This window comes from Spirillospora sp. NPDC048819 (assembly GCF_040650055.1).
Classification (GTDB): Bacteria; Actinomycetota; Actinomycetes; order Streptosporangiales; family Streptosporangiaceae; genus Spirillospora.
The window spans coordinates 1-25404 of sequence record NZ_JBEZGN010000048.1 but is presented as its reverse complement, the minus strand read 5'-3'; the positions used below and the strand labels follow the sequence as shown (position 1 = coordinate 25404).

At 69.8% G+C, this 25404-nt stretch carries 25 protein-coding genes; 14 read left to right on the top strand and 11 right to left on the bottom strand.

The annotated features are described in order from the left end of the window. Positions 1–15: 15 nt before the first annotated feature. Positions 16–1248, bottom strand: a complete 1233-nt coding sequence (locus AB0C35_RS40560) for an MFS transporter (protein ID WP_358468044.1) — start codon at positions 1246–1248, stop codon at positions 16–18. Positions 1249–1356: 108 nt separating this feature from the next. Between AB0C35_RS40560 and AB0C35_RS40555 the strand changes: the two genes are divergently transcribed. From AB0C35_RS40555 to AB0C35_RS40540, 4 genes are all read left to right on the top strand, one after another. Then, the gene (locus AB0C35_RS40555) at positions 1357–2364 is read left to right on the top strand and encodes a LysR family transcriptional regulator (RefSeq protein ID WP_358468042.1); all 1008 of its coding nucleotides are present in this window, start codon (positions 1357–1359) and stop codon (positions 2362–2364) included. Between the two features lie 49 nt (positions 2365–2413). Beyond that, on the top strand, positions 2414–3229 hold the full coding sequence (locus tag AB0C35_RS40550; protein WP_358468039.1) for a helix-turn-helix domain-containing protein: 816 nt from the start codon (positions 2414–2416) through the stop codon (positions 3227–3229). Between the two features lie 68 nt (positions 3230–3297). Further along, complete coding sequence (locus AB0C35_RS40545) at positions 3298–3879, top strand: dihydrofolate reductase family protein (RefSeq protein ID WP_358468036.1); 582 nt, start codon at positions 3298–3300, stop codon at positions 3877–3879. Positions 3880–4100: 221 nt separating this feature from the next. Next, complete coding sequence (locus tag AB0C35_RS40540) at positions 4101–4946, top strand: LLM class flavin-dependent oxidoreductase (protein ID WP_358468033.1); 846 nt, start codon at positions 4101–4103, stop codon at positions 4944–4946. A gap of 290 nt (positions 4947–5236) precedes the next feature. Here the strand turns inward: AB0C35_RS40540 and AB0C35_RS40535 are convergent, their stop codons facing one another. Further along, on the bottom strand, positions 5237–7492 hold the full coding sequence (locus AB0C35_RS40535) for an esterase-like activity of phytase family protein (protein WP_358468030.1): 2256 nt from the start codon (positions 7490–7492) through the stop codon (positions 5237–5239). 337 nt (positions 7493–7829) lie between these two features. On the opposite strand from AB0C35_RS40535, the gene AB0C35_RS40530 reads away from it, so the two are divergent. Further along, entirely contained in the window at positions 7830–8486 is a 657-nt protein-coding gene (locus AB0C35_RS40530; RefSeq protein WP_358468028.1) for a hypothetical protein, read from the top strand. Between the two features lie 82 nt (positions 8487–8568). On the opposite strand, the gene AB0C35_RS40525 is transcribed toward AB0C35_RS40530, so the two are convergent. The 3 genes from AB0C35_RS40525 to AB0C35_RS40515 form a co-directional block, all read right to left on the bottom strand. Then, complete coding sequence (locus AB0C35_RS40525; protein ID WP_358468025.1) at positions 8569–9633, bottom strand: DUF2330 domain-containing protein; 1065 nt, start codon at positions 9631–9633, stop codon at positions 8569–8571. 179 nt (positions 9634–9812) lie between these two features. Continuing rightward, positions 9813–9977, bottom strand: coding sequence for a hypothetical protein (locus AB0C35_RS40520; RefSeq protein ID WP_358468022.1), 165 nt, complete (start codon positions 9975–9977; stop codon positions 9813–9815). Between the two features lie 159 nt (positions 9978–10136). Further along, positions 10137–11192 carry a hypothetical protein gene (locus AB0C35_RS40515; protein WP_358468021.1) on the bottom strand — a complete coding sequence of 352 codons (1056 nt, stop codon included), beginning with the start codon at positions 11190–11192 and terminating at the stop codon, positions 10137–10139. Between the two features lie 242 nt (positions 11193–11434). On the opposite strand from AB0C35_RS40515, the gene AB0C35_RS40510 reads away from it, so the two are divergent. The 3 genes from AB0C35_RS40510 to AB0C35_RS40500 all read left to right on the top strand — a co-directional run bounded on the left by AB0C35_RS40510 (position 11435) and on the right by AB0C35_RS40500 (position 14158). Next, a complete protein-coding gene (locus tag AB0C35_RS40510) occupies positions 11435–12469 on the top strand; it encodes a histidine kinase (RefSeq protein ID WP_358468018.1) in 1035 nt (344 codons plus the stop codon). 108 nt (positions 12470–12577) lie between these two features. Further along, positions 12578–13273: a response regulator transcription factor gene (locus AB0C35_RS40505; RefSeq protein WP_358468015.1), complete on the top strand. Its 696-nt coding sequence runs from the start codon at positions 12578–12580 to the stop codon at positions 13271–13273. Positions 13274–13825: 552 nt separating this feature from the next. Next, positions 13826–14158, top strand: coding sequence for a hypothetical protein (locus AB0C35_RS40500; RefSeq protein ID WP_358468012.1), 333 nt, complete (start codon positions 13826–13828; stop codon positions 14156–14158). A 285-nt stretch (positions 14159–14443) separates the two neighbouring features. Here AB0C35_RS40500 and AB0C35_RS40495 read toward each other — a convergent pair whose 3' ends face one another. Beyond that, positions 14444–15073 (bottom strand): helix-turn-helix domain-containing protein, encoded by a 630-nt coding sequence (locus AB0C35_RS40495; protein WP_358468009.1) that lies wholly within the window; start codon positions 15071–15073, stop codon positions 14444–14446. Between the two features lie 77 nt (positions 15074–15150). On the opposite strand from AB0C35_RS40495, the gene AB0C35_RS40490 reads away from it, so the two are divergent. From AB0C35_RS40490 to AB0C35_RS40475, 4 genes are all read left to right on the top strand, one after another. Continuing rightward, the gene (locus AB0C35_RS40490; protein ID WP_358468006.1) at positions 15151–16545 is read left to right on the top strand and encodes an MFS transporter; all 1395 of its coding nucleotides are present in this window, start codon (positions 15151–15153) and stop codon (positions 16543–16545) included. Further along, positions 16542–17237 (top strand): NAD(P)H-dependent oxidoreductase, encoded by a 696-nt coding sequence (locus AB0C35_RS40485; protein WP_358468004.1) that lies wholly within the window; start codon positions 16542–16544, stop codon positions 17235–17237. The genes AB0C35_RS40490 and AB0C35_RS40485 overlap by 4 nt, the downstream gene beginning before the upstream one ends. A gap of 18 nt (positions 17238–17255) precedes the next feature. Further along, positions 17256–17498: a hypothetical protein gene (locus tag AB0C35_RS40480; RefSeq protein ID WP_358468001.1), complete on the top strand. Its 243-nt coding sequence runs from the start codon at positions 17256–17258 to the stop codon at positions 17496–17498. Positions 17499–17673: 175 nt separating this feature from the next. Further along, positions 17674–17946: an antibiotic biosynthesis monooxygenase gene (locus tag AB0C35_RS40475; RefSeq protein WP_358467998.1), complete on the top strand. Its 273-nt coding sequence runs from the start codon at positions 17674–17676 to the stop codon at positions 17944–17946. Positions 17947–18121: 175 nt separating this feature from the next. Here AB0C35_RS40475 and AB0C35_RS40470 read toward each other — a convergent pair whose 3' ends face one another. Both AB0C35_RS40470 and AB0C35_RS40465 read right to left on the bottom strand, forming a co-directional pair. Further along, positions 18122–18886: a Crp/Fnr family transcriptional regulator gene (locus tag AB0C35_RS40470; protein ID WP_358467995.1), complete on the bottom strand. Its 765-nt coding sequence runs from the start codon at positions 18884–18886 to the stop codon at positions 18122–18124. Further along, entirely contained in the window at positions 18887–19081 is a 195-nt protein-coding gene (locus AB0C35_RS40465) for a hypothetical protein (protein WP_358467992.1), read from the bottom strand. It lies immediately after the preceding gene. A gap of 590 nt (positions 19082–19671) precedes the next feature. On the opposite strand from AB0C35_RS40465, the gene AB0C35_RS40460 reads away from it, so the two are divergent. Together AB0C35_RS40460 and AB0C35_RS40455 are read left to right on the top strand one after the other, a co-directional pair. Continuing rightward, the gene (locus AB0C35_RS40460; protein ID WP_358467990.1) at positions 19672–20160 is read left to right on the top strand and encodes a hypothetical protein; all 489 of its coding nucleotides are present in this window, start codon (positions 19672–19674) and stop codon (positions 20158–20160) included. A 1127-nt stretch (positions 20161–21287) separates the two neighbouring features. Next, on the top strand, positions 21288–21869 hold the full coding sequence (locus tag AB0C35_RS40455) for a barstar family protein (RefSeq protein WP_358467987.1): 582 nt from the start codon (positions 21288–21290) through the stop codon (positions 21867–21869). Positions 21870–22340: 471 nt separating this feature from the next. Here AB0C35_RS40455 and AB0C35_RS40450 read toward each other — a convergent pair whose 3' ends face one another. The 3 genes from AB0C35_RS40450 to AB0C35_RS40440 form a co-directional block, all read right to left on the bottom strand. After that, positions 22341–23387 (bottom strand): CU044_5270 family protein, encoded by a 1047-nt coding sequence (locus tag AB0C35_RS40450; RefSeq protein WP_358467984.1) that lies wholly within the window; start codon positions 23385–23387, stop codon positions 22341–22343. Beyond that, entirely contained in the window at positions 23384–23992 is a 609-nt protein-coding gene (locus AB0C35_RS40445) for an RNA polymerase sigma factor (protein ID WP_358467981.1), read from the bottom strand. The genes AB0C35_RS40450 and AB0C35_RS40445 overlap by 4 nt, the downstream gene beginning before the upstream one ends. 350 nt (positions 23993–24342) lie before the next feature. After that, positions 24343–25404, bottom strand: a 1062-nt coding sequence (locus tag AB0C35_RS40440) for an ATP-binding cassette domain-containing protein (RefSeq protein ID WP_358467978.1), incomplete at its 5' end; no start/stop codon positions are given.

Below are 25404 nucleotides of genomic sequence, written 5' to 3'. Positions count from 1 at the left end.
ACTCCGTGTCAACGCTCAGCACGCTCGTGACCGAATTCGGCCGGCCGCGGCGGTGCCGGCGAATCCCGCCGCGGAGAGACAGCAGGCGACGATGAGCAGCGCGTCGACGCCGCGGGCCATTGCGGCGGCGCCGACGGCGGCTCCGATCGCGATCCCGGCGTTGGCGGCAGAGGCGCCGAGCGTCGCGGCGAGGTCGGTCGCCGGCTCGGCGAGCCGCATCAGGCGAAGCTGAAAGGCCGGAATGAAGGCGAAGGCCGCGAACCCGCAGACCACCAGAGAGACGACGGTGGCCGCGACGGCCGAGCCGAACAGGGTCAGGCACACGAGCGCAAGGGTCACGGCTGCGCTGGCGGCCAGCATCGTGGCGGCGACCGACCGATCGGCCAGCCGGCCTCCGACGAACGTCCCCACGGCGCAGGCCAGGCCGAACGCCAGCAGGATGGCGCTTATCGCCGGACCTGTGACGCCCGTGCGGTCCTCCAGGAGCGTCGTGACGTAGGTGTACATGCTGAACACCCCGCCCATCACGAGAACGATCAATACGAGGAACGCCAGCACCGACATGCTCAACGCACGTCGCAGCGAACTGCCCGCCGGACCCGCCTCAGAACCGACGGAAGGCACCCAGCGCAGCACCGCGAGCAGCGCCACCACCGCGGCCGCGGCCACCGCCCAGAAGGCGGACCTCCAGCCGAACGCTTCGCCGACCACCCGCCCCACCGGTGCACCGAGCACGGTCGCGACCGCGATGCCGCCGAAGACCAGGGCGATCGCGCCGCCCCGGCGCTCCCCCGCCATGTCGGCGGCATGCGAGGTCGCCAGGCCGATGAACAGCCCGTGCACCGAGCCCGCGACGAGCCGCACCACCATGACGGCGACGAGCGTCGGCGCGATGGCGATCACGCCGTTGCAGGCGGCGAACAGCGCCAGTGCCAGCACCAGAGTGAAGCGCCGGTCCCTCCTGGTCGTCACGACGGCGAGCAGCGGTCCGCCCACGCAGACGCCGAGGGCGTACGCCGTGACGATGGAGCCGGCCGCCCCGACACTCGTGCCCAGATCATCACCGACGAGACCGAGCACGCCGATCGCGGCCAACTCGGAGATTCCGATCACGCAGGCGCCGAGCGCGAGCACGAGAGTCGCCAACCGTCTCGATGTTCCCGTGGTCGGCTTGGGATTCGTCGCCGCGGCGACATGGGATTCAACAGCCATGACCGAAGTTTCCGGAGCAATGGCGCCCTCCAGCAATGCACGATCGGGCGGGCGCCGATGTCTCAGAGGCATCGATCCAGGCCTTGCCGCCCTTTCCAGAGCGGCCCCATCATTGGAACGATTACAGGAAGCAGAGGCACGCTCATGGCCGAACGCACCCCGGCAGACCTCAACCTGCAGCAGTTACGCGTCTTCCTCGTCCTGGGCCAAGAACTCCACTTCGGCCGCGCGGCCGATCGCCTCCTGCTCACCCAGCCGTACGTGAGCCGCACCCTCTCCGCTCTCGAGCGCAGAATCGGCGGCCGTCTGCTCGATCGCACAAGCCGCCGGGTAACGCTGACCCCGCTCGGCAAGTCGTTCCATGCCGAACTGACCAGAACCTACGATGAGCTGGCACGAGCCGTGGACCGGGCCCGGGACTTCGCGGCGGGACTTCGGGAGACGCTCGTGGTCGGCTGCACGACGACGAGCGCCGGTCCGGCGCTGACCTCGCTCATCAATGACTTCGAGACCTGCCGGCCCCAGTACCGCGTCCGGGTGCACGAGGTCCCGCTGAACCGCCCCTACCAGACGCTCCAAAGCGGCACGGTCGACGTCCTGGTCTCATGGCTCCCGGAGGAGACCGCCGAGTTCGCGTGCGGCCCGGTGATCGAGGAGCAGCCGATGGTGCTGGCCATGCGCAACGGACATCCGCTCGGACGTCGCAAGACGGTCAGCCTCGAAGAACTCGCCACCTACGGGATCCCGGACATGGCCGATGTCTCGGGACCGAGTTCGATCGAGCACATTCTCTGGCCGTCGAAGACTCCCGGAGGCCGGCCGATTCCGCGGGTCGGACCGCCCTGCCGGTCGATGAGCGAGATCGTCGACTCGCTGGCCAGGTCCGACGCGGTCAAGCCGACCGCCCTATCGGTCGCACGTGCATACGACCACCGAGGCGACCTCGTCTTCGTCCGGTTGGACGAGGAACCGATGTTGCGCCTTGGACCAGTGTGGTCGGCAGGGCACGTGAACGACGCCATCACGGCATTGATCGAGGTGGCCGCCAGGATCGCCGAGCAGCGCAAAGGACCGTCGCCCGGATCGAGTGCGGAGCCGGTCCGGCAGAACGGCGAGGGCGCGGTCCTCTTCTACCTCTTCGGCCGGCCGTGACGGCCGGCTGCCCGCCGGCGCGTCGGCGATGCCGTGTCGCGTGGAGTACGTGTCCAGAGTGCCGCGACCGCCGCTGGACGGGCTGATCGACGACCTCTACTACCTGGAGGGTGCGCCGCCGTACCCCCGGCTGACGCTGCCGCCGATGCCGTCCGCGGTGCTCATCCTCAACCTCGGGGCGCCGTTCCGCATCCGCGCCGGCACCGACACCGAGTACGCCGACGGCTGCGTGATCACCACGCCCACCCGCGCCGTCGAGTTCGGCTACCCACCGGGGACCCGGTCGGTCGGCGTGCACTTCAAGCCGTGGGGGCCGGCGCCGTTCCTGCCGATGCCCGCCTCCGAGCTGTGCGACCGGCCGGTCACGGTGGAGCAGGTCTGGGGGCCCGTCGCCGGGCTGCGGGAGCGGCTGGCCGCGGCGGCCCGGCCGCACGGGATGCTGACGCTGCTCGAGAACGAACTGATGCGACGGCTCTCCGAAAGCGTCGGCCTGGGGCTGGTCCGCCACACGAGCGGCGTCATCGCGGCGGCCGGGGGAGCGGTGGCGATCGGCGACCTGAGCGCGGCGGCCGGCGTCAGCAACACCCATCTGGCACAGCGGTTCAAGGAGCTCATCGGCATCACGCCGAAGCGGCTCGCCCGCACCTACCGCTTCGCCGCCGCCGTGCGCGCGATCGACCCCACCGGCCCGGTCGACTGGGTCGACCTCGCCGGTCGCGCCGGCTACTTCGACCAAGCCCACTTCGGCCACGAGTTCCGGACGTTCACCGGGCTCACGCCGACCCGGTACATCGAGGTCAGGCGGCGGTTCCTGCGCGAGCATCCCGGCCATGCGCTCGACGTCGGGCCGCTGCCGGCCGATTGATTTCTTACAAGAGCCGACGACTCCTGACGCGCCAGTATGGGCACTTTCCCGGAGAGAGGAGAGAGCCCGTGGGCAAGGTGGTCATGTACAGCACGGTGTCGGTGGACGGCTTCATCGCGGACGACGACGACCAGGTCGGACCGCTGTTCGACTGGATGTCCAGCGGTGACGTCCCGTTGGACGAGACCGGGGCGGTGAAGGTGTCGCAGGCGTCCTACGACCACACCCGGCAGTACTGGGACCAGATCGGAGTGACCCTCGTCGGCCGCCACGTCTTCGACATGACCGACGGCTGGGGCGGCACGCCACCGGGCGGAATCGACCACGTGGTCGTCGTGTCGCACCGTTCGAAGCCCGAGGGCTGGAAACCCGAGGCCCCGTTCCACTTCGTCGACGGCGTCGAGACCGCCATGGCCAAGGCACAGGAGCTCGCGGGCGACCGCACGGTCGAGGTCGCCGCCGGCGACGTCGGCGGCCAGGTGCTGGCCGCAGGGCTCGTCGACGAGGTCGCCATGGACGTGGCGCCCGTGGTCTTCGGGTCCGGCAAGCGCTACTTCGGCTCGGTCAACGCACAGCACCTGCTGGAGGATCCCGACGTGGTGATCCAGGGCAACCGCGTCCTCCACCTGCGCTACCGGATACACCGCTGACCAACCTGAGCGGGCAGGCGAAGACTCTCGCACTGCCGGCGCCCTTCGACGCAGATCGGATCATCTGACTTGCCGAACAAACGGCGTTCGCCGTACTGTAATGATCACTTCGATGAGCGCTTCCCCCGAAGTACGCCGCAGAGCGGAAGCGTCCCACCTCACTGAGGTGCCAGGAGGGGCGGCAGCAGTTTTCGCCGTCCCTTCCCACGGAGGTCTCGCTCATGAACATCGGTATCGGCCTGCCCATCGGCGATCCGGCCAACCTGCTCGACTGGGCCCGGCGCGCCGACGCCGGCCCCTTCAGCACACTCGGTCTGCTCGACCGACTCGTCTTCCACAACCCCGAGCCCCTGGTCACTCTCGCCGTTCTGGCGGGTGCCACGTCCCGCGTCCGCGTCCAGACCGAGGTGCTGTTGGCCCCGCTGCGCGAGGCCGCCCTGCTGGCCAAGCAGGCCGCCACCCTGGACCGGCTGACCGGCGGCCGCCTCGTCCTCGGCCTCGGTGTCGGCGGCCGGGACGACGACCACCAGGCCGCGGGCGTCGACTTGCACACCCGGGGCCGCCGCCTGGACGAGCAGATGACGGTCATGCGCCGTATCTGGTCCGGCGAACCGTACGGCGAGGGAGTCGGCCCGATCGGCCCCGCGCCCGCCCGTCCCGGCGGTCCCGAGGTGCTGTTCGGCGGCTTCAAACCCGCCGCGCTCGAACGCGTCGCGCGCTGGGGCGACGGTTTCCTGGCCGCCGCCGCACCCTCCTGGGCGGGCGGCCTGTTCGACACCGTCCGCACGTCCTGGAAGGAACACGGCCGCGACGGCGAACCCCGCATCATCGCGCAGGTCAACGTTGCGCTCGGCCCTCAGAGCGTGATCGACGACGCCCACGCCAACATGCACGCCTACTACGCCTTCACCGGCATGGCCGACCAGATGGTCGCCGGCATGCTCACCACACCCGCCCAGATCCGCGACGCCATCGACGCCTTCGCCGACCTCGGCGCCGACGAGGTCATGCTGTATTGCTACGGCCTCGACCCGACCCAGGTCGACCGCCTCACCGAAATCATGTGAGGCCCGAGTGCCCGAGGCGACGGCTCGCACGGCCGCGCCGACCCGGTGACCGCCAGCGCCTGGCGGACGGAGCGGCGGCGGCCCGGCACGGCCATCTAATGACCAGCGCCCACGCCGCACGCTCCGAGCGGCCTAGCCGTACACCCCGACCATTCCCCGCTGACCAAGGCCATGGTCGCGGCATCCGGTGGGTGCGGTCGGTGGTCAGCGCCCGGCACTGTCGCCCCGCGGCGCGGCGGCCGGAACGACGGTGTCGCCGCGTGGGGCGACACCGTCGTTCCGGCCGGGCGTCAGCGACCGAACAGCTTCCGGGCCGTGCCGGGAGAGTAGAAGACGGTTTCGCCGGTCGCGTCCTGGACACCGTCGTTGTCGGTGACCACCCAGACGCGGCCGCCTCCGGTGACGGCCAGGCCCTCGACCTTCTCCTGGACCTGGCCGCCGAAGCCCCGCAGGTCCGGCACCAGGTCGCGGACGAGCCGCTTGCGCAGCACCGGAAGGGTTCCCGCTTCGGGCGTCCCGGAAGGCAGCGGCACGGAGTAGATCTTCTTGTGCGCCGCGGCCGTGCCGCCGGCCTTGTCCCGCTCGACCACCGCGAGCCGGTCGCCGGCCACGATCAGTTCCGACAGCCCGTTCCAGTTGGCGGATGAGGCCGACGGCTCCAGCCTGTAGCCGAACCAGGCCCACGCGCCGGTGGCGACGCTGTAACGGCCCAGCCGCACCACGTCGGCCGGATCGCCCGGCAGCGGGCGTTGCATCGTCACCCAGACCTGCTCGGCGGAGGCGGTCCCGGTCACCGCGATGCCCTCAAGACCCTGCTTGCCCACCCGTGCGGCGAGGTCGTCCGGCAGCGGGATCTCCCGCTGGACGGCGCCCCGCCCGTCCAGCCGGACGAGCAGGTTCCGCCGGTAGAGGGTGCCGGTCTTGTCGGCGTTGCCCTCGGACGCCATCCAGAACCCGCCGCGGGGCCGGGCGATGACGCCCTCGGCGTCGTAGCCGGCCGGTGCGCCGTCCTTGGTGACGGTCACGGCCCCGGTGATCGTGGCCGGGCGGCCCTTGGTGTCGATCCGGTAGATCCGGGTGGGGGTGTAGAACGAATCGGACACCGCGTACAGCCCGTGGCGATCGCCTGGCACCGGCGACAAGCCCGACAGCGCGCCCCAGCCGATCGGCTCCCAGGCTACGAGGCCGGGCACTTCGGGCTTGCCCAGCCGGAAGATCTGAACGCCCGCCCGCAGTCCGGCCTCGGCGTCGTCCTCCTCGCTGGAGACGACGAGGAGGCCCCGCGACGGCACCGGCAGCAGCCCCTCCGGCCCGGCGTTGGCCGGCAGGAACTGCACGAACCTCGGCCTGGACGGCCGGGACACGTCGTAGACGGCGACGAAGTTGGCCCGCTCGGAGGCGACGAAGGCGTACCGGCGGCCCCGGTAGGTCGCAACGGCCAGCCCTTCCGGCTCGGTGCCCTTCTTGCCCGCGCGGTCGTCGTTGTGATGGCCGTAACGGACGGCGAGGTGTTCGAAGGAACTGCCCGCGTCCCAGAGGACTTCGCCGGTGTCGCTGAAGACGGTCCAGCCTCGGCTGCCGCCCTTCCAGTCGCCCTCGTTCGCGGTGGCCAGGGTGCGGTCGTCGATCCAGGCGACCGCGTCGGGCTCACGCGGAACGTCCCTGATGGACCCGGTGAGGTTCACCGAACCGTCGTCGCCGGTGTCGATGCCGTCAACGGTCATCGTGCCGGTCGAGAAGACCCGCTCGATCTTTCCGGTGCGCAGAGCGACGACGGCGACGCCGTTGTTCTCCTGCAGCGTCACGGCGACCTTGCCCGCGTCGTTGATCGTGACGTACTCGGGCTCGGGGTCGGCCGGGGTGTCCAGCCCGGCACGGACGAACGCCGGCAGCGCGGTGCCGTCCGCCGCCGTGAAGGGCACCTTGCGCAGCCCCCAGCCCGCGGGGTCGGGGCCATCGAGGTCGAGGATCTGCAGGAACCCGGCGGGGGCCTGCGGCAGACCCCCGTCGCCCGCGTCTTCGTCCCGCTCGTTCTCGACGGCGAGCGCGGCGTAGCGCCCGTCCTTGCTGAGCGCGATCGAGTCGGGCTGCCCGCGCAGTTCCAGGCTGCGCACCCGGGTACGGTCGGCGAGCCGGATCACGTCCAGCCGGCCGGACGGGTCGGTGTAGCTTTCGCTGGTGTCGATGACGGCCAGCACATACGGCCCGGCCACGGTGACGGAAGTGGGCTCCTCTCCCTCTGCGAGCTGGATTGTTCCGAGCCCGCGCGGCCTGTCCGGGTCGGAGATGTCCAGGAACCCCAGCCTCGCGGCCGCCGCGTCGGTGTAGACCAGCGTCCGCCCGTCCCGGCTGACCGCGCTGATCTCGGCCACGGTCTCGTCCTCGGCGGGCGTCCCGGCGGGACGGTTCTGGAAGACCGGGTAGGTGGCCGTCCGCTCGAACAGCCGCCTCGGGCCCGCCTCCGCCGGGGGCGCGGCGACCAATCCGGCCAGCCCGATCGTGATGGCGGCGGTGCCCAGACCCACCCGTCCGACGCGTGACTTCATCCAGACTCCCCGTCCGTTCGCCGATGATCTAGAAGCGACCTGGCAGCGCACGGCGTCCTGACGGCGAACCCCGGGCGTACCTCCGGTGAAGATCGCAGGTGACAGCCACCGGTAATCGGTCATCGGTCACCGGTCACCGGTCACCGGTCACATCAGCCCGTAGCGCGGATCCTGACGTCGTCGCAAACCGCGAGTCGTGACCCGCACGTCCCTGCCGGCATTCCGCGAGAGATTCCCCCATGCGAGGGACCTGCCTCCCCTGCCATGGGGAGGAGGGATCGCGCCCGCAGCGCGAAAGTTGGCGGAGCAGGCAAACCCGGAATCCGAGGAGGGTCCGATGTTCGATAGAGCGATCCGCAAAGCCGCCGACAAGCCCGGAAAACCGCGTCGCCGCGCCTTCGCCGCCGGTGCGTTGCTGGCGGCGCTGGCCACCACCGCTTCGAGCACCGCCGCATGGGCCGCGCCCGCGGACCGTACCGACCCTGAAGGTCCCTCGATCTCCGGCTGGGGCCACATCTATTTCGGCGACGACCAGGACCGCGAGTTCGCGTTCAAGGCCTCGGGGTTGGCCGTGGAGGGATACCCGCCCTCAGGGGTGCCCGGTACCACGGGTACGTTCTCCGTCGCCCATTACAGCGACAAGAGCCACAAGAACGGCGTCAAGTTCTGGGGGCATGTCGACTGCCTCCTCGTCGGCGGCCGGACCGCGACGTTCACCGGCGTGATCGATGGAGCCGTCGCCTTCGGCGCCGGCCAGCCCGACGTCTCCGGGCTGAAGGGCGTCCGCCGCGGATTCTCCGTCCACGACTCGGGCAAGGGCCGTCCAGACCGGCTGGGCTTCTCCTGGTTCATGGACCCGGGCGACACGACCTCTTCACAACGGTGCCAGGGCCCGGCACCGTTCGCCTACGTCGACAAGGGCGATTACCGAACCACCGAATGGCTCCCGCCGAGCGTCATTCCCGGTGCGCCGCCCCACCGGGGTTCGCCGTGATGAGTGACATGTCCTGACCCACCTCCGCCGAGGCGACCCGCCGAGTCGGGGAACCCGCACGGCACCCTGGCGCGTCCGGTCCTCACGGACTCGGCCGGCGGGGGTGCCGGGCCAGGTTTCCTCGGGAGCGGAGACGCATCAGTAGCACTACGCCCAGCGCCACGGCCAGACCGCCGGTGGTGAAGACGATCAGCCAGCCGGCCGGCATGCCCAGGAACCGGACGACCTCCCGCTTGTAGACCACCTGCCGGTAGGGCTCGTCGTCGGTCGCGGTGAAGCGGTAGTCGTCGACGATCTGCTCGGGATCGATCCCGCCGTCGATGAGTTCGGTCATGAACAGGCCCTGCCCGAGGAATGTCCGCAGTTGCGGGGAGTCGACCTGCCCGGGCGTCACCTGCCCGGCGAAGGCCAGCCGCATCCGCGCACCGGTCGTCTGCCGCACCCGATGCTCGCCCAGCACGTACAGGTGCAGCCGTTGCGTGTTCTCGGCGAGGCTCGACAGCCGCATCGGATAGACGAGCTCGTCCGAGGCGAACGAGACGCGCAGCGGGTCGAGCTCGCCGGTGAGGGTTCCGGAACCGGCTCGCAGCTTCACCGCGACGTACTTCCATCCCTGCTCGACGTAGGGGCCGAGTGCCTTCTCCAGGTCCGGACGCAGCCGGTAGCCGTTGCCGGACAGCCAGTCGGCCAGCGCCTCCGGATCGTCGGCGTCGAGCGTCGCCACGCGAAACGGCCCGAGGTCGCGTTCACCGAGCACCTCGACGGCCCCGCCGCGTCCGCCCGACCCGGCCTCGGCGCCCGCGCCGTCGCCGTCGCCGAAGCCGAGGTCGGGGAACCAGACCCGCCGGGTGACCACGCGCGGCTCGGTGAGCGCTTCGAGCTCCTCGAACCAGCCGCGCTCACCGAGCCGCACCGCGGCCTCGGACGGCGTGGGCAGCAGCCAGGCCGCGTCCTTCTCCTCCGACTCGGCCGACAACCGCATCACGATCTCCTCGGTGCGCGCCGCCGCGTCATAACGGACGATCGACGTCTCCGCGGAGATCGTGACCGAGCTGTCGGAGATCATCGCACCGCAGCCGCACGCCCACGCCGGCTGCGCCACCGAGGCCGCCGACGAGACGAGCAACAGCGCCAGCACGGTCACCACACGCGTAAATGCTTGCAACCCCGACACTCCTGAATCGTCGTCCCGAAGGGGTTGGACCGTCGGCACCACCGCCTGGTTCCGCTCGGATCATCGGGAAGACCATCGCCTGGACCGGTCGACCAGAGCGAACTCCGAAGAGGCTGCGCACCCGGGGACGGGCTGCTGAGCGTCTCATGTCGTCACCGGGACGGGCAAAGTGCTTGGCGGACGGCTTGTTCTTGGAGGTTCTCCAGTGCCCGGCCGATCGGTGTGGGGATTTCGTTGCCGTTCGAGTCCGCTTGGTGATAGCCGCTCAAGGTGAGGACATAGGTGAAATGGCGTCGGCCGTCGTCGCTGACCAGCACATTGGCGTGGGTGCCGGCGAAGGCTCCGTTGTGGCCCCAGAATTGTCCGCAGCCGGGGATCTCATGCTTGATCAGACCGAGGCCGTACCCACGAATGGTGGTGCCGGGCGGGGCCTCGCCGGGCAGGAGTCGACCCGCAGGGGGTCATCAAATGGCGGGCTAGCGTTGGCCGCAGGAGCCGCACCGGCCGCGGCGGCGGAGGTGGTACGCGAAGGTCGCGGCGCCGAGGGCGAGGCCCCACAGCGTCCAGAGCTGGCTGGGCGCGGAGAGCACGAGGTCGGCGACGCCGTCGGTGGGGGCGTGGCCGAGAATCAGAGCGCGGTTGAACATCAGTCCCGCCTCCGTCACGATCACCGTGACCAGCGAGGCGGGGACGATCGCCGTGCGGGGCCGCACCGGCTTGCCGCGCAGGTACGGGATCCAGCGTGGGTAGACCTCGCCCCAGCGCTGGACGAGGCCGAGTGTGAGAACCGCGCCCGCCGCCGCGAATGTCGCCAGCCCTGCACCGGCCCACCAGATACCGGGAGACTCACGCGCCTCCTGCCGGATGTCCTCAGTGGCATAGCCGAGCGGGATGGCCAGGGCGACGGCCCAGCGGGTCAGCGCGTACAGGAGTGGAACCGCGACTGCGACTGCGACCGCCCAACGCCCCCACCGGGCTGTTCCGGCGGGTGTCGTCCACCCGGTCAGGACGTCCCCGATACGGCCGCAGTCACCGCAAGCGCCGCGGCCCCTCCGGCGGTAGGCGACCGCCGTGGCCGCCCAGGCCAGCCCGCCACCGATCAGCATGAACTGGTTGAGAACCGGCCATTCGAACATGCCGGGCCCGAAGAATTCGACTCCCTTCGGCCAATCGAACAACGACCGGCCGACCAGGAACACCGGCGTACGACCCACCGCCGCCAGCGGTCGGTAATCAGGGATCACGAGGGTCAGCGTCACCGCCGCCGTCCAGGCCAAGCCCAGCAGCGCCCCACCGGGCAGCCCTCGCATGCGGGTACGCGCCATCAGCATCGCCGACAGCGCACCCACCAGTCCCAAGGCGGCGATCACCGGTGCGGCAACGTCCCGCCGGGCCGACTCAAGGATCGATACCCGTGCGCCGAGCGGATCGTCCACCGTCCCGAACGGGAAGCCCGCCCCACCGAAGGACCAGTACAACCCGAGCAGGCCGTACAGCACCGACCAGCTCGCCGCCACGTATGCGACCCACATGGGCCTGCCGGACCGCACCCCGGATGAGCCGGTGGCCGATCCGCCGACCGTGGCCGACAGGGGCCGCGCCAAGCTTGAGCGCGACGCTGTCACATCTCCTGTGCTGCTCATGGCTTCAACCTTCGGTGTCCGCCGATGCGCACGACCATCTGCCGTTCGGGAGGTTCCAGGTCGGTGTGCCGTGGTCATCTCCCCCGTTCGGGGGAAGGGGCGGCGTCCACCATCCGGCTACTGTCGGGCCCATGCGAGACCGGCTTGAGTGGTGGCGACTGCGTGCTCGGCCCAAGATCGCGTGGATCGCGGGGTCGGCGGCCGCCGTGTCCACGGCGACGACCGCCGCCGTCATCGTCTACAGGCCAGCGCTCGGGGACACCGCCCGGACGGAAGCCACGGTGGAGGCGATGGCGCTCCTCAGCCTCATCGCCATCGTGGTCCGTGCGGCGCCGCGGCGTCAGGCGATCGTCTCCGGCACGCTGCTGGGCGTCGCGGTCAGCGTGTGGGTGTGGCGATTCGGCGACCGGCCACCGGCGTCGCACCCGCTCCAGGCGGTGGCCTGGAGCGCGCTCTGGACCATGTTCGCGATCGGCGCGGCGCTCATCGGCGGGTGCCTGCGGTGGACCGACGTGCGCCGCCGCCGCGCGCTGGCGCACTCCCGCCAGGCCGTACGCCTGGAGATAGCCAGGGACCTGCACGACTTCGTCGCCCACGACATCAGCGGCATCGTGGTCCAAGCCCAGGCGACCCGGTTCGTCGCCGACCAGGACCACGACCTCGACCGGACGCTCGCCGCCCTGGAACGCATCGAGGCAGCCGGACTCCGAGCCCTCGCGTCGATGGACCGAACCGTGCACATGCTCCACGAATCCGACGCCGCCGACCCTCGCACGCCAACCGGGGAGGAATCGGCGGCCGGCCCCGGGGCTCGCGCACCCCTACCAGGCCTGACGGACCTGTCCGAACTGGCCGAACAGTTCTCGGCAGCCGGGACGGCGACCGTCCGGCTCGATCTCGCCCCGGATCTCGCCGCCTCATTACCAGGAGACCTGAGCGCCACGGCGTACCGGATCGTTGCCGAGGCACTGACGAACGTACGGCGACACGCCCCTACCGCGACCACGGTCACCACCACCATCCGGCCTTCGGGCGGCTCAGCACTGGAGGTCACGGTCAGCAACAACGGCACCTCCCCCGTCCGGGCGTCGGTGCCGCGAGCCGATCGCCACGGTGGCTTCGGGCTGGCCTCACCGAACGGGTGCGGGCACTCGGCGGCACACTGACCGCCGGGCCCTACTCCAGTCAGCGCCGCGGCGAAGCCCTCGACGGCTGGCGCGTGACCGCCCTCCTGCCGCTGACCACCTCCGACTCCGTGACCAGGTGAGAACCGCATGACCGCGGCAACGACCCGCATCCTCATCGCCGACGACCAGGCCGATATACGCAGCGGCCTGCGCCTCGTGCTGGACGCCCAGCCCGACATGACCGTCGTCGGTGAGGCCGCCAACGGCGCGGCGGCGATCGAGATGGCCCGTCACCTGAGACCCGACATCGTGTTCGCCGACATCCGCATGCCCCGCGTGGACGGTCTGGAGGTCACCCGGCAACTCGCCGGACCGCAGGCATCCGACCCGATCCGCGTCATCGTCATGACCATCTTCGACCTCGACGACTACGTCACCAGGGCCCTGCACAACGGCGCCTGCGGATTCCTACTGAAACGCTCCGGCCCCATGCTGCTCATCGAGGCCGCACGCGCGGCCATGGCCGGAGACACGATGATCAGCCCGCAGATCACCGTACGGCTGCTCCGCCGGCTCACCCCGCCGCCGGCCGCCACCCGCCCCGACGCCGGCGTGCTGACCACGCGTGAACTCGACATCGCCCGCGGCGTCGCACACGCCAAGACCAACGCGGAGATCGCTGCCGATCTGTTCATCTCACCGGGCACCGTCAAGACCCACATCGCCAGCATCCAGGCCAAGCTCAACGCCCGCAACCGAGTCGGCATCGCCGCCTGGGTCTGGGCAACCGGCCATGTCGAGCCCCTAGCAGGACTGCACGGAAAAGAACGCCAGACCCGCTAACCGGACAGACCCATCGCTTCGTTCAGGCGGACCGGAAAAACTTTCCCCGGCCGGCGGAACACAGTCCGGGGTGTGGTTCCTCTGGAAGGAGAAAGCCAATCACACGGTCAGGTTGTAGTGGCCTAGCGCCGCGCGCGAACGCGGCGGCGTTCTTGGCCAAGATGATCGTTACAGTGGACCGGGAAGTGGCCGTTGGCAACCACGATCCGCAGCCCACTACAGGAGCAGAGCGGGGTGCTGCCGAGGGTGTCCACTTTGGGCGGGACGGGGGGTCCTGGAGTCCGCCTACGTGTCCACGGGACGTATGCCACTTCGGCCCTGAGAACTGGGCTGTTGATGCTCTCCGCGCTTCTGCCATCTGACGCTCGAACGTGATCGGGGCGAGTCCGTCGTTGACGCTGTGTGAGGCGCTCGTGTTGGAGCGGCAGCGTGCGGGCCGTCCGGGTGATCAAAAGGGCCTGGTGATGGTGGTCTGGTTTCCCCGCCGCCATCACCGGACGAGGCCGTCTCCCACGATGGGGCGGCCTCGGGGAAGCCGAGGTGGCGCGGCGGGTGCTTGTCCCCAAATGCTGTGACATCGACATCGTCAACCGCACGGTCCGGGTCCGCGGGGCTTACATCGAGCGGGCGAACGGACAGATGATCCTCGGGCCGACCAAGTCCCGGGCGGGACTGCGCACGGTCGCGATTCCCGACGCGATCGTCCCCCACCTGGTCGCGCACCTGACCAAGTACACCAAGAAAGGTGACGATGCCCTCGTCTTCACGGGCATCAAGAGCGGCACGCTGCGGTGTAGCGGCTTCAACAATCACGCGCTGCCGGCGTCCTCGAGGTCCATGACCAGGTTCCGGGCCGCCTGGGTCACCCACGACGCGGTCGGGTGAGCGGTGGCGCCCAGACCCCGCCGCCCCCGGCACCCGGATAACCACCGCCGCCCACCCCCTGCGCCCCGACCAGCATGGGGCTGGACGAGCCACCGGGGAACACCGCCCGGTCGCGTCCGGACGCTACGTCCGCCTGCGCCGGCCGCCGTGCTCGCAACAGCAAGCACCCTCCCGGCAGACGATCTTGGGTCGCCAGCACCCAACATCAACCAGCCCACTCACACCAAACCACCCCAAACCAGTCCCTTCACCTTCGAATTTTTGGGTTGGCAACCTCCCAATGCTTCATCGGTCTTGAACGGGATTTTCTGGCCGTACGAAGGTGCCTTCGAACATCGCTTGGAGGTGCTGGGTGATGACCGCGGTGGACCAGCCGCGGGCGAGCAGGCGTTCGAACAGGTCGGTGGCGATCAGGGCCCACAGCATGTCGGTGGCGGTGTCGACCGTCCAGGGGTCTGCCATGCGCCCCTCGTCCGCCAGCCGCTGGGCCAGAGCACGGCAGCCGGCCAACTGTCCGGCGTCGATGGTCTCCCGGTAGCGGGCCGCGTCGGCGTCGGAGTGGCGAACGCGGTCGATCGCGCGGTCGATCGCCATCAGCCGCGGATGGAAGACCGCCAGGTGCCGTGCCCACTCGCGGAGCGCGGTGACCGCGTCGGGGGCGTTCCGTACAGGGCTGAGGGATTCGTCCAGGCCCTCACGGGTGCCCATGTACCTGTACAGGGCGGTCACCAGTTCGGTTCGGGAGCGGAAGTGCAGGTAGACGGCCTGACGTGAGATCCCGGCTCGAGCAGCCACCGACGCCATGGTCAGCGCCTCGAAACCGTCGCTTTCCAGGATGTTCCGGGCGGCGGCCAGCACCGCGTCCCGCGTTCGGCGGCTCCGCGCGTTCTGTGGATCTCCGATAGCCCTCGTCATGCGGCCCCTTGCGGAAAGTTGTCGTGATGTCTACTTTACCAAGTTGACACGCTGACAAGTTTCTCGGGGGGAAGCGGATGCGCAGGGACGGTGCCCGCCCGCCTGACCGTTGGTGGCTGGTCGCCGCCAGCGGCCTGGCGGTGTTCATGGCGCAACTGGACGTGACCGTCGTCAACGTCGCACTCCCCACTATCGAGCACGACTTCGGCACCAGCCCGAGCCTTACCGAATGGGTGGTGCTCGCCTACGTGCTGCCGCTGATCGCGCTCAGCCTGCCCAGCGGCCGATGGCTGGATCGGGTCGGCCGCCGCGAGGCACTGGTCTTCGCGGTCACCGGGTTCGCCGTGGCCAGCATCGCGGCAGGGCTCGCGCCCGGTATCGGCTGGCTGCTGGCCATGCGGGCCGCGCAGGGTGCGTTCGGTGGCATTCTGTTCGCGATCGTCCCCGTCCTGACCACGATCGCGGTTCGGCCCGAGGCGCGCGGGCGGGCGATGGCGGTGGTGATGACACTCGGGCCGCTGGGCGGCGTGGCCGGGCCCGGGCTGGGTGGGCTGATCGTCGAGTCGTTCGGCTGGCCCTGGATCTTCTACCTGAACGTCCTGGTCGGCACGCTGGTGATCGCGATCGCCTGGCCGCAGCTGAGCCGTGGAGGACGGCTGCGTCCACCGAGCCTGGCGTGGGCCGCCGAGGCGGGCCTGCTCGGTGCCGCCGCGATCGTGGTCATGCTGGCGCTCTCGCTGGGAGCCTCCGACGGCCCCGCCTGGCTGCTCCTGGCCCCGGTGGCCGTGCCGTTCGTGCTGGCCTGGTGGCGGCTGCCGACCGGACGGCCGGTCCGTGAGCTGATCGCCGTGCCGGGCATGCGCGGTGTCCATCTCGCGCTGCTGGCCGAGATGGCGGCGGTGATGGCCGTCCAGTTCCTCATCCCGTTTCACCTGCTGCGTGGCGGCGCCTCACCCAGCGCGACCGGGCTGACCATGCTGGCCCTGCCGATCGGAATCATGGTCGCGGGGCTGGCGGGAGGGGTGTTGTCCGACCGGTGGGGGGCGGGGCGGACCGCTGTCCGAGGGCTTTGCGTCCTGTTCGCCGGCCTCGCCGTGTTCGAGATCGCCGGGTTCGGGCCCGGGTGGGGTCCGGCCGAACTGGTCGGCCCGCTGGCCGTGGTGGGCGTGGGCGCCGGGCTGTTCGCCGGGCCCAATCAGACCATGGCCATGAGCCTGTCCCCGCAGCATCTGATGGGCACCACCGGCGCGTCCACCAGCCTGGCCCGCCAGCTCGGCGTCGCCCTCGGCCCCGCACTGGCCACCCTCACCTGGTCTATGACCGGCTACCGGTTCGAGGGGATCCGCCTGGCCCTCGGTACCGCGGTCGTCTTGGCCGTCTTCAGCCTCGCAGTCCTCCTGATCCGATCCCCAGTACGCCATGACCACGCAACCGCTGACGCGCGGACACAAGAGAGGAAGTCCATGCAATGACCAACGTCGCGATCGTCTACTACAGCGCCACCGGCAACGTGCACGCCCTTGCCGTCGCCGCGGCCGAAGGCGCGGAGAAGGCCGGCGCCGACGTACGGCTGCGCAAGGTCGCCGAACTGGCCCCGGCCAAGGCCATCGCCGCCAACCCCGCCTGGGCCGCGCACACCGAACGTACCGCCCACGTCCCCGAGGCGACCGTGGACGATCTGCTCTGGGCCGACGCCGTCCTGCTGGGCACCCCCACCCGCTACGGCGCCATGGCCAGCCAGCTCAAGCAGTTCATCGACATCACCGGACCCGTCTGGAGGAAGGGCCTGCTGGCCGACAAGGTGTACGGCGCCTTCGGCTCGGCAGGCACCGCGCACGGCGGCCACGAGAGCACCCTGCTGTCCCTGCACAACATCTTCTACCACTGGGGCGGCGATCGTCCCACCTGGTTACACCGACGACATACAGCTCCAGCTCGGCAACCCCTACGGCGTCTCCCACGTCGGCGGCAACGGGGAGCCGGACGAGACCGTGCTGGAAGGCGCCCGCTACCAGGCCCGCCGCCTCACCCAGACCGCGACCACGCTCACAGCCGGCCGCGCCGCCTGAACCGACGACCGCAACATGGCGGCCGAGTTCGCGGGCGCGAAGACATGGGCCCGCCCTGGCGAGAGACCTCGCCAGGGCGGGCCCGCTCCCGATGACCGGACCGGAGGGCATAGATGACCGAAGGCGAGAAGACTCTGCGTAACTATGCCTGGATCGCCCGCCGCTTCCCGGTTTCCCGCCGACGCGACACCCTCACCCTCCAGCACCACGCCGAAGTCGCCGCACTCAGCGACCACGAGCAAGAACGATGGCTCGACCGCGCCGAACAGGAGCAATGGCCGGTACTCCGCCTGCGCACCAGCCTGCGCGCCCAGGCCACCGTCCAGGCGTCGCAGCGCAGATCCCCCTCGTCCTGAAGATGCAGGTCGCCCCGGAACGACAGCAACGCTGGGAACAGGCAGCCGCACGCGCCGGAAAGGACCTTCTCTACTGGGCCTGCCAAGTCCTCGACCAAGCCGCCCTCACAACCGCACATGCTCCCGACGCCCCGGACTGACCAGCCGTACTACGCTCCCGCTCTCAGGACGTTCCATGCCCCACCTGCTCATACGCCAGCGGTTCGACGCCTTCGACCGCTGGAAGACCGCCTGCCACCAGAACGTCGAACTGCGCGCCGAAGCCTCGTGCGTCTCGGCCCAGGTCCTGCATAACGACCTCGATCCGCACGAGGTGTTCGTCCTCTTCGAGTTCACCGACATGCGGAAAGCCGAGGCGTACATGGCCAGTCCCGAACTCGCCGAGACCTGGGTCGAGGCCGGCGTGCACAGCACGACGGACAAGCTCCCGGTGACTCCGGTCGACTAGCGACGCCGCCCAGGACTCCCCAGCGAACGGTCGGCCCGTCCCTGGGTGTCACCGGTGGTGAGCCAGGCACCCATCAGGCTTGTGGCGGTAGGTGCGGCCCGCTGTGCCGAAGAGCACAGTGGGCCGCGGTACTTGCCTCGTGGGTTTCGAGGGACGCAGAAATCGGCAGGTGGCCTTAGTGATCGTCGTGGTGACTCGCGGTCGGAATGCCTTGGGCGAAGGCCCGTAGCGCATGGCGATCAATTACGGTGATCTTCCGCCAGCCGGTGCGGATCAGGCCTCTGCGGCGTAGGAGGGCCAAGCCTCGCGCGATGGTTTCGCGGGAGGCATCGACCCAACTGCCGATCTCCGTCTGGGACAGCGGTGGGGCGATATCGATGCTGCCGTCTGCGCCTGGCGGGCTGCGCAGGGCTGATTCCTCAGCCAGGTCGACGAGCAGCAGTGCCAGGCGTTGGGTCCCTGTGCTGGTCAGGTGTGCCTCTAGGCGCCGGTCGGCTTCATCGAGTCGTTGGACGAAGGTCCCGCTGACCAGTCGCCATGCTTCCGGGTGGGAATCCAAGAAAGTAGTGAACCGGGCTGCGGGAAGTATCAGGGCGCGGAGCGGGGAGAGTGCCGTGACTGTCGCCGAACGGGTCCGGCTGCCCAGCACCGCGCTTTCGGCGATGAGGTCGCCGGGTCCACGAACGGCCAGGACGACGTCATGACCGTCTTCGGTGGTCGCGGTCACCTTGGCCCAGCCGTCCTCGATGATGATCACGTGGTCGGACTCATCGCCCTGGCACACCAAGGGTGCACGGGGAGCGTAGGAGCGTGGGCGTGCCGCCTCGCCAAGCGCGGCTCGCTGCTCGGAATCGAGCGCAAACCAGAATCCGCGCCGGAGGGAGGACGCGTCCGCAGGGCCGCGTCCGCGTCCTCCCTGGTGTGAGACCTCCTTGGCCATCTAGCCGCCGTTGAGGGCGCGGATGATGATCGGGAGAACGGCGATGACGCTGCCGACCGCTGTCAGGACGGCGGCGGAGGCCGCGAGTACCGCTACGGGCCGTAAGGCCGGTGTGGTGAGAGCGCGGTGCACGATGAAACCGATGAGCGTGAAGAGCCCCAGTGCGATGACTATGACGGCGATGACCACGCCCATGCTCGGATCTTGTGGGGCCAAGGGCGATCTCCTCTTGTGCCGGTGCCTGGACAATCGGACGCGGGGCTGGCCCGCCGCTGATGCCCACGGGTGCTGAGGGAATCGGAGGGTGGAGCCTCCTTCGCCCTCCGGCGAGCGACAAACAGCGAGTTATCTTGGAAAATAGCCCGCAGTGAAGGAAGATCGGTAGGTCCGTAGGCAGGCCGAAAAGGCGGTACGTCCACGGGCTCCACCCCGTAGACCCGCCTTCCGGCTGGCGATCAAGGTCCAGGCACCGGACACAAGTCACGCCTAACAGGTCTATTGAACAGGCGCTTCGCCCTGAAGACTGTGACCCCAGGTCACTAAGTCAGGCGCAAGTCTTCGCCGATCTGCTGAACCGGAGGCGGGGGTAACCCGCAGGATACACTTCTGGATCGTCGCTCAGCCATTCGCTCAGCGGCCGGCGACGCCTGGCTGTGAGGCGTCATGAGCCGCCGAAGACCACATCGCCGCGATCGGAACGACCTGGGCCGATTTACGGTTCCACCGGCGCCGGCCGGGGGCAGTCTTCAGGATCTGGTTCGCTGATCTCCAACTAGGGTTCCGCCATGGCAGTCCCCGAGATCATCCCCATCGCCTACGAGCCGGACTACCGGACCGACATGATCGGCCGATACGAAGACGGCCAGTTCCTCGCTTCGATCACCTACGCCTCCCCAGAAGGACTGCGCCGCGGCGAGGGCTGGGAAGACGCCAAACGCCTCTACGTCGTACTCCACCGGTTCGACTTCGACGGCCACCACGTCGACTCCGACATCTGGTGCGCTGGAACATGGCGTGAACAGCAACAACACCGCGGCAGGGCAGACTCGGTCCTCGCCCGCGCCGAAGCGCGCATGGCCGAGCTTCTCAACGCCCTGTCCCAACGCAAGTACCAGGACATCGGGATCCGCCCATTCCAGCTGACCGTAGATGACGTGCTCTTCGGCCTTGTCATCGAGCAGCACGGCGAGAATGAGGACGAAGACGACTGGGCCGAGCTCTATCCCGACCGCCTTGGATTCTGCCCGCCCTGGGACGGCGAGTATTCCACCTGACGGCTCACCCCGAGATGGTGCCGCTGAAGAGCTTGATCCCTATGTGGAATCAGAGACGCCAATCTGCTGGACGCTGTCTCACGCCTCCTGGGAAGGGTTCGCGGAAGTCGAGCCAGTCGGGTGGGATGCCGTCGATGCCCGGTTCCAGTGGCGATGATCCCGCCGACGGTGGCAGCAGTGGTGTCCATGTCGCCGCAGAGTCCGGCAGCGACGAAATCACACCGCGAAAGGGCCTAACGGCACCTGGCAACATCCTCTTCTGCCGCCGGGCGGGCGCTCGATGCAGCCCCTGGGCACTGGCTGGGTGGGGCAACGAGTGGGTGTTTCTGGCTTGTGGGGCGGTGGTGGTCCGGCGTGCACGGCGGCTGTCAACGGCCGAGAGGCCTGCCGTCTGCGATGGTCCGTGTGCATGGGAGGCGATTCTTGGTCGCCGGTACGGTCGGGAGGGTGATGACCGATCGTCTGGGCCGAGCCGACGATCCGTGGGATCGGCGGTGGGCCTGGGATCGGCGGTGGGCCTGGGATCGGCGGTTTCCGCCGCGTTGGCTGCTCGTCGGACACACCGGCACACCGCAGTATCCCGGCGAGGATGCCGTGGCGTTGTGCGCCGACATCGACGGGTTGTTCGTCGATCTGCCGCCTCGGCCACGGGAACGCTTCACCCTTCTGGGCTGCGCGCCGGACGGCGCACTCGCCTCGATGCTCTACGACAGGGCGTCCAGGACGGCAGAGCCCGAACGGGCGTGGCTGGGCAACCTCTGGTTGTCGGCGAGGCCCGACGATCCTGCGGCGCGCCGCGGCTGGATCGGCGAGCAGTTGCTGGACGTGACCGTCCTGGATCACCGGCCGTCGCAGACCTCCCCGGAGCACGTCGACATCAACCTGGAGGGCCTGGTCGATGTGGACGACCGCACCGACGGAGTCGCCCGTCCCGATGGCGTCACCGGATTCGTGCTGAGCGGTCCGGACGGGGCTCCATGCGGTGTCTGCGCCGACATCACCGGCCTCTTTCGTGAACCCGCCGGGCCGCCGGTACCGCGCATCACCCTGGTCGGCTGCCGGGCCGAGCCGCCGCGGCGCACCAGACGACCAAGGCCGGCCTGCGCCGCCGCCGGGTATCTGCGGACGTGGGAGCCGTCGCCGCCGACGGCTCCGTGGTGGTCGCCGGTGCCGTGTCCGGCACGGTCCTGTCGAGCGTCCCGTCCCGGCTCGACACCGGCCTCCTGGACGTCACCATCGCCAGCGACGCACGTGAACCACGCCCAGCCGGAACCCGCGGCATTCTGGACCTGTGGTTCACCGGTCGGCCCACCACCCTCAACCGGTGGGCGCGCTATGACCGGAAGCTGCGGCACGAGTGGGCCGGCGTGGCACTGGCCCATCACCGCCGCAGCCCCGACCAGCCGGCCGGAACCGTCTTTCACCTCGACGGCCGCTTCGTCGCCGACATCGAGGGCTTCTACTGCGCCATCGGTGAGGCGATCAACGGCCCGGGAGGCTACTTCGGCTGGAACCTCGGCGCTCTCGACGACTGCCTGAGCGGGACGTGGGGCGCTGCGGCTCCCTTCCGACTGCTCTGGCACAACTCGGCGGTGGCCCGCCAACACCTCGCCGCCGGACACGACCGGCACCGACACGCGCCGGCGGTCACCCTCGACACTCTCGTGCAGATGCTCACCGCACACCTCATCGATGTCGAACTGCGCTGAACGCCTCGCCTCACCGACGATCCATCTGCCCGCGCTCCACCAACGGCCAGGACCATCGCCGACTTCCACGTTGGAGGCCAGCGGGCACACCAGGACGGGCACGGCTGGTGACCCGCCATCTTCCAAGACGCCGCCACAGCCGACGATCTAACGTCCGCACATGCCGCATACGGTGCGGCTCTGCCGCAGGTCGTGGGCGTGCTGATAGCGATTTGAGCGTGGATGTGTGGCTCGGGTGTGCGTTGCGGCCGACACCCGCGGATCAGGCCGACGGAACCATTTCGGTGGTCTAAGCGAATTGGTTCCCGGCCGTGTGGGTGATCTGGAAGCCGCGTCGGAGCTGAATGGGGCGAGGCCCTGGCGGGGCCGGGCATGGCGACACCCGATCACGGCTGGCGGAGGTGCGTCGTCCAGGGGGAACTCGCCCGGCCGACGGGCAGGCTCGTCGGCCGGGCGGGGTGGCGTCTGGTGTCAGCCGCGGCTGCCCGGCTTTGGGACGAAGGACGCGGTCATCAGGGCGCCCCAGCCGGTGATCTGGCCCTGCTTCACGGGCAGCAGGCCGGGTTCGCGGTGGTCCTTGACGACGATGGCGCGGAAACCCAGGTAGGCGTAGGTTTTCGGGTCGACGATGATCTCACGGCGCAGATAGCCGTTCTCGACGCGGTAGAGCGTGACGCCGCGGCGATGCCCGAGGTCGGCGGCCTTGGGTTCGTACCGGACGCCGGGGATCGCGGCGGCGGCACCGTACAGCGCCGCCTCGATCTTCGGGGGAAGGACGGCGTCGCGCATCGAGAGGGTGATGAGCTCGAACGCCCGGGAGTTGCGCTCCTCGGTCGTCGGCGGTTCCGGCTTCCTCTTCTTCATCCGTGCGTGCTTTTCGCGCGTCCGCTCCGGCAGGTCGTCGGGGATCGGCTTGCTCCACTCGGCGAGCCGGCGGGTGTACTCCGCGTCGATCGTCTTGTAGACCGTGGCGAGTACCGCTTTGGGGTCGGTGGGCAGGGAGAGCAGTTCCGGATAGGTCGGGTCGTACTTCGAACCCTCGGCGACGCGCAGCCGGCCGTCCTGGACGACGGCGAACCGCTTGCCGTCGGTCCGGCGCCACAGTTCCCGGGTCAGGGTCTTCTTCGGGGTGCCGAAGACAGGTCGTCCGCCGCCTTCCTGGGTTTCGGCGTAGACCGTTTTCAGATAGGCCCACTGCGTCTTGCCGATCTCCGGGACGGGCTTGCTCGCCGCGACCAGGGCGGCGTTGTGGGCCAGGTCCTGAGGGCCGCCGAGCGGGCGCAGGGCGAGGGGTTCGGAATCCTGGTCACCGTGGACGCCGACGACGACACCGGCGGCGGCCACCGCCGCGGCAAGGGCGCCGGCCAGAAGGAGGCGCCGGTGGCCGGGCCACGGCCGGGCGGCGGGGGCGGGCGCCTCGCCGAGCAGACGGACCCGCAGGCGGGCCTTGGCCACGGGGTCGTATTCGGCGACGTCCGGGCGGCCCTCACGGAAAAGGGTGATCTCTTCGGTGGTCATGTCGCGTTCTCCTCAAGGGGGTTGACGCCGCCGAGGGCGCGGCGGATCTTCTTGCGGATCCGGTGCAGGCGGGACCTGATCGTTCCGATGGGGACGCCGAGGGCCTGGGCCGCCTCGTCGTAGGTCAGCTCCGCCCAGGCGATGAGCAGGAGCAGGTCGCGGTCGGCGGCCGAGAGCCGGGTGAGCGCCGCGGCGAGTTCGGGCCGGAGCCGATGCGCCGCCACCCGGGCGGCGCTGCGCTCGTCGAACGGCTCCTGCGGACGGTCCGGCGCCGCACGGGCCAGGGCGCGGTTGCGGCGGACCTCGGCGCGGCGGTGCTCGCGCAGGGCGTACGTGGCGATTCCGTAGAGCCACGGACGCGCGTCCGGACGTGCGAAGTCGTACTGCCCGCGTTTGCGGAAGGCGGTCAGGAACGTCTCCGCGACGACGTCCTCGGCCATGCCAGAGCCCAGGCGGCGGGCGACGTAGCGGTGGATCTCGTCGCCGTGCCGGTCGAAGAGGGCCGCGAAGCTGTCAGGCCGCTGGAGCGACTCCTGCAGGACCACGGCGTCGGAGACCGGGCCGGGAGGGACGTCGGGTTCCGTCCCGGAAGGCGCGGTCAACATATGCCCCGTCCGTTCATAGGGATCCTTTCGGGTGGCTGTCACCCGGTACTCGACCGGTCGCCCCGGAACGGTTCCCTTTGCGGATCGTCCTTCCCCGGCGGATCGCCCTTCCCTGCGGCCCGAGCTCACCCGCCGGGTCCCCGTACCCGTCAAGCTCTACAACGGCCCGCTCCCGGCCATCTGCCGAAGCATCATCGCCCGCAAATGCCGCGATCCGGGTGGCCAGGGGGTGGGCTGGAGATCGGTCATCGGACTCGAAGCTTCTGGCGTCCGCCGAGGGATGGGCCTGCGCTTTCGATCGTCGTTGGCGATGACGGGTTCATCAGTGTGGCCGCTGGCGGCGGGTTGGGTCAGCCGGTTGCGGGTTGGGAGTTGCGGTCACGCTGGCCGGCGCTCGCGGTGTCCGGGGTGGCTTGTTCGGTGAGGAAGCCGCCGGACTGGTGATTCCAGAGCCGGGCATAGGGGCCTTTGGACTGGAGGAGTTCCCGGTGGGTGCCCTCTTCGAGGATGCGGCCGCGGTCGAGAACGACTAGGCGGTCCATGCGGACGACGGTGCTCAGACGGTGGGCGACGACCAGTGCGGTGCGGTCGCGCATGAGGTGCCACAGGGCCTGTTGGACGAGGAGTTCGCTTTCGGAGTCCAGTGCGCTGGTCGCCTCGTCCAGTAGCAGGATCGGGGCATCTCGGAGGATGGCGCGGGCGAGGGCGACGCGCTGCCGCTGGCCGCCGGAGAGTTTGACGCCTCGCTCGCCGACGAGCGTGTCGAACCCGTCCGGGAGGCTTTCGACGAACTCGGTGACGTGTGCCGCCCGCGCGGCTTGGCGGATCTCGGTCTCGGTGGCGCCGGGCCGGGCGAAGGCGATGTTGTCGTGGACGGATCGGTGGAACATCGCGGGTTCCTGCGGGACGTAGGCGATCAGGTTGCGCAGGTCGCTTTGGCGCAGCTGCGCGATGTCCTGGCCGCCGATGAGGATCCGGCCGCCGTCGACGTCCATGAGGCGCAGCAGCAGCCGGGTGAGGGTGGTCTTGCCGCCACCGGACCGGCCCACCAGGCCGATCTTGGTGCCGCTGGGAATCTCCAGGTCCAGTTTTTCGAACAGGGGTGGGCCGTCGCCGTGCGCGAAGAGGACGCGCTCGAATCGGACCGCGGCGTCGACGGGGCGCAACGGCTGTGGGTCGGGCGGGTCCACGACGGTCGGCGGCATCGCGAGCAGTTCGGTGAACTGCGCGCTCTCGGTGAGCGTGCTTTCCAGCCGCCGGTAGATCTGGTTGAACTCGAACATGATCCGTGTCGCGTTGGTGTAGTAGGAGAACGTCACCACGATGGCCTCCACGCCGAGTCCGCCGCGAAGCGCCACCGCGACGAGCAGCCCCAGGGCGCTGGTCAGGATCGACATCGGAGCGACGATCGT

Excerpts from the sequence above, each read along its gene's own strand:
- AB0C35_RS40555 (WP_358468042.1), top strand. The coding sequence starts at position 1,357 with ATGGCCGAACGCACCCCGGCAGACCTCAACCTGCAGCAGTTACGCGTC.
- AB0C35_RS40540 (WP_358468033.1), top strand. The coding sequence starts at position 4,101 with ATGAACATCGGTATCGGCCTGCCCATCGGCGATCCGGCCAACCTGCTC.
- AB0C35_RS40535 (WP_358468030.1), bottom strand. The coding sequence starts at position 7,492 with ATGAAGTCACGCGTCGGACGGGTGGGTCTGGGCACCGCCGCCATCACG.
- AB0C35_RS40530 (WP_358468028.1), top strand. The coding sequence starts at position 7,830 with ATGTTCGATAGAGCGATCCGCAAAGCCGCCGACAAGCCCGGAAAACCG.
- AB0C35_RS40515 (WP_358468021.1), bottom strand. The coding sequence starts at position 11,192 with ATGTGGGTCGCATACGTGGCGGCGAGCTGGTCGGTGCTGTACGGCCTG.
- AB0C35_RS40510 (WP_358468018.1), top strand. The coding sequence starts at position 11,435 with ATGCGAGACCGGCTTGAGTGGTGGCGACTGCGTGCTCGGCCCAAGATC.
- AB0C35_RS40505 (WP_358468015.1), top strand. The coding sequence starts at position 12,578 with ATGACCGCGGCAACGACCCGCATCCTCATCGCCGACGACCAGGCCGAT.
- AB0C35_RS40495 (WP_358468009.1), bottom strand. The coding sequence starts at position 15,073 with ATGACGAGGGCTATCGGAGATCCACAGAACGCGCGGAGCCGCCGAACG.
- AB0C35_RS40490 (WP_358468006.1), top strand. The coding sequence starts at position 15,151 with ATGCGCAGGGACGGTGCCCGCCCGCCTGACCGTTGGTGGCTGGTCGCC.
- AB0C35_RS40485 (WP_358468004.1), top strand. The coding sequence starts at position 16,542 with ATGACCAACGTCGCGATCGTCTACTACAGCGCCACCGGCAACGTGCAC.
- AB0C35_RS40480 (WP_358468001.1), top strand. The coding sequence starts at position 17,256 with ATGACCGAAGGCGAGAAGACTCTGCGTAACTATGCCTGGATCGCCCGC.
- AB0C35_RS40475 (WP_358467998.1), top strand. The coding sequence starts at position 17,674 with ATGCCCCACCTGCTCATACGCCAGCGGTTCGACGCCTTCGACCGCTGG.
- AB0C35_RS40470 (WP_358467995.1), bottom strand. The coding sequence starts at position 18,886 with ATGGCCAAGGAGGTCTCACACCAGGGAGGACGCGGACGCGGCCCTGCG.
- AB0C35_RS40465 (WP_358467992.1), bottom strand. The coding sequence starts at position 19,081 with ATGGGCGTGGTCATCGCCGTCATAGTCATCGCACTGGGGCTCTTCACG.
- AB0C35_RS40460 (WP_358467990.1), top strand. The coding sequence starts at position 19,672 with ATGGCAGTCCCCGAGATCATCCCCATCGCCTACGAGCCGGACTACCGG.
- AB0C35_RS40450 (WP_358467984.1), bottom strand. The coding sequence starts at position 23,387 with ATGACCACCGAAGAGATCACCCTTTTCCGTGAGGGCCGCCCGGACGTC.
- AB0C35_RS40445 (WP_358467981.1), bottom strand. The coding sequence starts at position 23,992 with ATGTTGACCGCGCCTTCCGGGACGGAACCCGACGTCCCTCCCGGCCCG.